The organism is Streptomyces sp. SBT349, from assembly GCF_001083795.1.
Taxonomy (GTDB): Bacteria; Actinomycetota; Actinomycetes; order Streptomycetales; family Streptomycetaceae; genus Streptomyces.
In genome coordinates this window covers 1-4,542 of record NZ_LAVK01000478.1, presented here as the reverse complement: position 1 = coordinate 4,542, position 4,542 = coordinate 1, and the positions used below count along the sequence as shown (strand labels likewise).

The 4,542-nt window shown below is 76.7% G+C and carries 4 protein-coding genes; 1 reads left to right on the top strand and 3 read right to left on the bottom strand.

All coding sequences use genetic code 11. The annotated features are described in order from the left end of the window. Positions 1 to 16: 16 nt before the first annotated feature. Genes ADY01_RS33165 through ADY01_RS33155 form a run of 3 tightly spaced genes read right to left on the bottom strand, consistent with a single transcriptional unit; the run spans position 17 to position 3,419 of the window. Positions 17 to 1,549: an FGGY family carbohydrate kinase gene (locus tag ADY01_RS33165; protein ID WP_049580461.1), complete on the bottom strand. Its 1,533-nt coding sequence runs from the start codon at positions 1,547 to 1,549 to the stop codon at positions 17 to 19. Next, on the bottom strand, positions 1,546 to 2,523 hold the full coding sequence (locus tag ADY01_RS33160) for a transketolase family protein (protein WP_049580460.1): 978 nt from the start codon (positions 2,521 to 2,523) through the stop codon (positions 1,546 to 1,548). Before ADY01_RS33160 ends, ADY01_RS33165 begins: the two co-directional genes overlap by 4 nt. Next, entirely contained in the window at positions 2,520 to 3,419 is a 900-nt protein-coding gene (locus ADY01_RS33155; protein WP_234320510.1) for a transketolase, read from the bottom strand. Before ADY01_RS33155 ends, ADY01_RS33160 begins: the two co-directional genes overlap by 4 nt. Positions 3,420 to 3,551: 132 nt before the next feature. On the opposite strand from ADY01_RS33155, the gene ADY01_RS33150 reads away from it, so the two are divergent. Continuing rightward, positions 3,552 to 4,505 carry a sugar-binding transcriptional regulator gene (locus tag ADY01_RS33150; RefSeq protein ID WP_049580459.1) on the top strand — a complete coding sequence of 318 codons (954 nt, stop codon included), beginning with the start codon at positions 3,552 to 3,554 and terminating at the stop codon, positions 4,503 to 4,505. Positions 4,506 to 4,542 lie beyond the last annotated feature (37 nt).

The window sequence follows — 4,542 nt, the reverse complement described above, 5'->3', positions numbered from 1 at the left end:
CCGGGGCACGGGGTGTCTAGGGGGTGTCCTCGGGGAGCCGTGCCCGGCGGACGGCGTCGCGCCAGCGCGCGAGGCGCGCGGCGCGCCAGTCGGCGTCCCGCCGGGGCCGCGCCAGGGTCGTGTCCCGCTCCGCGTGGCGCCGGACGTCGGCGTGCGTCCACATTCCGAGCGCGACTCCGGCGAGGCGGGCGGCGCCGAGCGCCGAGTTCTCGGGATGCGCGCTGACCCGTACCGGGCAGCCGCAGAGGTCGGCCTGGAGCCTCATGAGCGCGGCGTTCGCGCTCGCCCCGCCGTCGGCGTGCAGGACCCGCGGCGGGCCGAGGGCGCGTGCGAACAGGCGCAGGGTCTCCGCGACCTGGAACGCCGTGGAGTCGAGCGCGGCCCGCGCGAACGCGGCGCGGGTGGTGGCCTGGGTGAAGCCGGTGAACACCGCGGTGGCCCGGCGGTCCCAGTAGGGGGCGCCCAGGCCCTCGAAGGCCGGCACCAGGACGGCCGTGGTCTCCTCCGCCTCCTCGGCCAGCGCGGCGATCCCCTGCTCGTCGGTGCCCAGCAGGTGCGCGGCCCAGCGCACGGCGGTGCCGGCGGCGGCGATGTTGGCCTCGAACGCGAGGGCGGGGGCGGCGCCCGGCAGCTGCCAGGCGACCGTTCGGGCCAGGCCCTCGGGCACGTCGCCGGGGCCCGGCCCGGCCCCGGCTTCGGGTCCGGTCCCGGTTCCCGGTCCGGTGGGGGCCAGGGCCATCAGCGAGGAGCCGCTGCCGTAGGTGGCCTTGATCACGCCGGGGCGGCCGGCGCCGTGGGCGAACAGGGCGGCGTGCGAGTCGGCGAGCACGGCGGCCAGCGGCGTGCCGGGGGGCACGCCGGGCAGGCCGTCCGCGGTCCCGAACGGCCCGGTGGAGGGGACCGGTTGGGCCAGGGCGGCGCGGTCCACGCCGAACAGGTCGAGCAGTTGGGGGTCCCAGGTCACGGTGGCCAGGTCCAGGAGCTGCGTGCGCGAGGCGTTGCCGGCCTCCGTCACGTCGCGCCCCGTGATGCGGCGCAGCAGCCAGGCGTCCACCGTGCCCACCCGGATCCGGCCGGAACGGGCGGCGGCGCGGCCGGGGTCGAGGTCGTCCAGCAGGGCGGCGGCCTTGGTGGCGGAGAACATCGGGTCCACGGGCAGGCCGGTGCGGGCGGTGATCTCCTCGCCCCGCCCGCCCGCGGCCAGCCGCGCGCAGCGGTCCGCGCCCCGGCGATCCTGCCAGCTGACCAGGGGCCCGAGCGGCTCGCCGGTGGCCGCGTGCCAGGCGAGCACCGACTCGCGCTGGGTGCTGAGCGCGACGGCCGCGAGCTTCGCGCCCGGGTGCCGGCCGAGCGCCGTGAGCGCCTCGCCCGCGGCCGCCACCACGCTCGCCCAGATCTCCACGGGATCCTGCTCCACCCGCCCGGGGCCCGGGTGGGTCAGCGCCAGGGGGCGCGCGGCGGTGGCGCGCACGACGCCGTCCGCGTCCACCAGCACCGCCTTGGTGCTGGACGTCCCCTGGTCGAGGGCGAGGACGGCGGGGGACCTCACGGGGCGCGCCCGAGGAGGTCGAGCGCGGCCCGCTCGGCCGCGGCGGCGGTGATGCGGAAGTGCTCGCGCAGGAAGCGGGGGTCGCCGGTGGGGGCGAACACGCCGGGCACGCCGAGGATGCGCATGGGCACCGGCCGGTGGGTGACCACCGCCTCCGCGACGGCGCCGCCGAGCCCGCCGCGCACGGTGTGCTCCTCCACGGTGACGATGCCGCGGGTGTCCTCGGCGGCCTCGCGCACGGCCCGTTCGTCCAGCGGGCTGACGGTGGACATGTTCAGCACGCGGGCGGAGACGCCCCGCAGGGCGAGCCGGTCGGCCGCCTCCGTCAGGAGGGAGACCGTGGTGCCCACGCCCACGAGCGTCACGTCCTCGCCCCGGCGCAGCACGGCGGCGCGGCCCGGCGCGAACGGGACGTGGGGGGTGAGCGCGGGCACCGGGGTGCGGCCGACCCGCAGGAAGACGGGCCCGTCGTGGGCGTGGGCCCAGCGGACCGCCTCGGCGGTCTCCGCCGGGTCCGCCGGGACCACGACGGTGAGGTCCGCCAGGGCGCGCAGCCAGGCCAGGTCCTCGATGCTGTGGTGGGTGGGGCCCAGCGCGCCGTAGGCGAGGCCGGGGCTCATGCCACACAGCTTCACGTTGGCCCGCGAGTACGCCACATCGGCCTTGATCTGCTCCAGCGCCCGGCCGGTGAGGAAGGGGGAGGCGGCGCAGACGAACGGGATCCGCCCGCCGCCCGCGAGCCCGGCGCCCACCCCCACCATGGCCTGCTCGGCGATGCCGACGTTGACGAGCCGGTCCGGGTGGCGGGCGGCGAACTCCCCCAGCCCGCTGGAGCCGACGGAGTCGTTGCACACGGCAACCACCCGCGGGTCGGCGGCGGCCAGGTCGAGCAGGGTGGCGGCGAACGCCACCCGGCAGTCGTGCGTCGGCGTCGTGGTGGCCTCGGCGGGCCCCGAGGCGGGGGCGGCGGTCATCGCTGCAACTCCTCCATGGCGCGCCGGGCTTCCTCGGCGGTCGGTACCCGGTGGTGCCACTCGACCCGGTCGGCCATGAACGACACGCCGTGGCCCTTGTGCGTGGCCGCGATCAGGCACCGGGGCCGACCGGGCGGCGGGGGCGCGCTCAACTCCCGGCGCAGGGCCTCGTGGTCGTGGCCGTCCACGGCGCGGACGGTGAAGCCGAACGCCTCCCACTTGGCGGACAGCGGCTCCAGGCCCGAGGTGTCCTCGGTGCGGGCGCCCTGCTGGAGCCCGTTGCGGTCCACGACGACCGTCAGGCTGTCGAGCCGGTGGTGGGCCGCGGCCAGCGCCGCCTCCCAGTTGCTCCCCTCCTGCAACTCGCCGTCGCCGGTGAGGACGAACGTGCGGCGCGGACTGCCGTCCAGCCGCGCGGCGAGGGCCGCGCCGACGGCGAAGGGCAGGCCGTGGCCCAGCGGCCCGGTGTTGGTCTCCACGCCGGGGACCTTGCGGCAGTCCGGGTGGCCGCCCAGCGGGGAGAGCGGCGCCATATAGGTGTCCAGCTCGGCGTCGGCGAAGAACCCGGCGTAGGAGAGCGTGGCGTACAGCGCGCCCGAGCCGTGGCCCTTGCTCTGGATGAAGCGGTCCCGCTCCGGGTCCCGCGGGCGCTCCGGGTCGCAGTCGAGGACCAGCAGGTAGAGGACGGTCAGGATGTCGACGGCGGAGAAGTCGCCGCCCACGTGGCCCATGCCCGCGCGGAGGATCATCGCCAGGTTCCGCCGGCGGATCGCCGCGGCGATGCCGGCGAGCCGGGAGCGGCGCTCCGCCTCGGGGGCCTCGGTCAACGACCGGCGCAGCTCGCGCAGGTGGCGCGCGCCGCCCGGAACGGGCCTCAGCGTCATCGAGGATGCCACGTCAACAGGCTCATCTGAGTATCCATTCACCTATGAATGTTGATTCACCATAAGCTAACCTTCTGTCGGAGACCCGTCAAGATGGCCAACCGGACCGGCGGCCACGGGACTTCACAGGGGGAGGAGCGAGCGATGGCATTGCCCGAGGAGCTGCGCATCATGACGCGGGTGGCGCGCATGTACTACACCGAGGGCGTGCGCCAGCCGCAGATAGCGCGGCGCCTGGGGCTCTCCCAGGCCCGGGTGTCGCGGCTGCTCAGCAAGGCGGAGCAGCACGGGATCGTACGGATCACGGTGTCCCCGCCGGCCGGCACCCACCCGGAGCTGGAGGCCGCGCTCCAGGAGCGTTACGGGCTCAGGCTGGCGCTCGTCGTGGAGGTCGCCGAGGACGACGAGCAGCGCGTCCTGCCGGAGCTGGGCGCCGCCGCCGCGTACTACCTGGAGGCCACGCTGCGTTCCGGCGACGTCATCGGCATCTCCTCCTGGAGCGCCTCGCTGCTGGCCCTGGTGGACCACCTCCACCCCGTGCCGGGGCTCGCCGGGGTCCAGGTGGTGCAGGTCCTGGGCGGCGTGGGCGATCCGGCCGCCGCCGAGCACGCCACCCGGCTCACCGACCGGATGGCCCGGGTGCTGCACGGCGGCGCGGTGCACCTGCCCTCCCCCGGGGTCGCGGGATCCGCCGCCAGCGCCAGGGCGCTGCGCGAGGACCCGTTCGTCGCGGCCGGGCTCGCCCTGTTCGAGGGCATCACGGTGGCGCTGGTCGGCATCGGCTCGCTGGAGCCCTCCCGGGTGCTGGCCAGCAGCGGCAACGTCTTCTCCGCGGCCGAGCTCGAACGGCTGCGCGCCGCCGGGGCCGTGGGCGACGTGTGCCTCAACTTCTTCGACGCCGAGGGCACGCCGGTCGACGTCGGCACCGCCGAGCGCGTCATCGGCATCACGCCCGACGGGCTGCGCGCGGTGCCCCGGTGCGTCGCCGTCGCCGGCGGGCGGCGCAAGACCGAGGCGGTGCGCGGCGCGCTGCGCGGCGGCCTGGTCAACGTCCTGATCACCGACCGCTTCACCGCGGAACGCCTGACCCGGCCCTGACCCCCGACCCGGCCCCCGTGGAACGGCGCGCCCGCAC

Excerpts from the sequence above, each read along its gene's own strand:
- ADY01_RS33160 (WP_049580460.1), bottom strand. The coding sequence starts at position 2,523 with ATGACCGCCGCCCCCGCCTCGGGGCCCGCCGAGGCCACCACGACGCCG.
- ADY01_RS33150 (WP_049580459.1), top strand. The coding sequence starts at position 3,552 with ATGGCATTGCCCGAGGAGCTGCGCATCATGACGCGGGTGGCGCGCATG.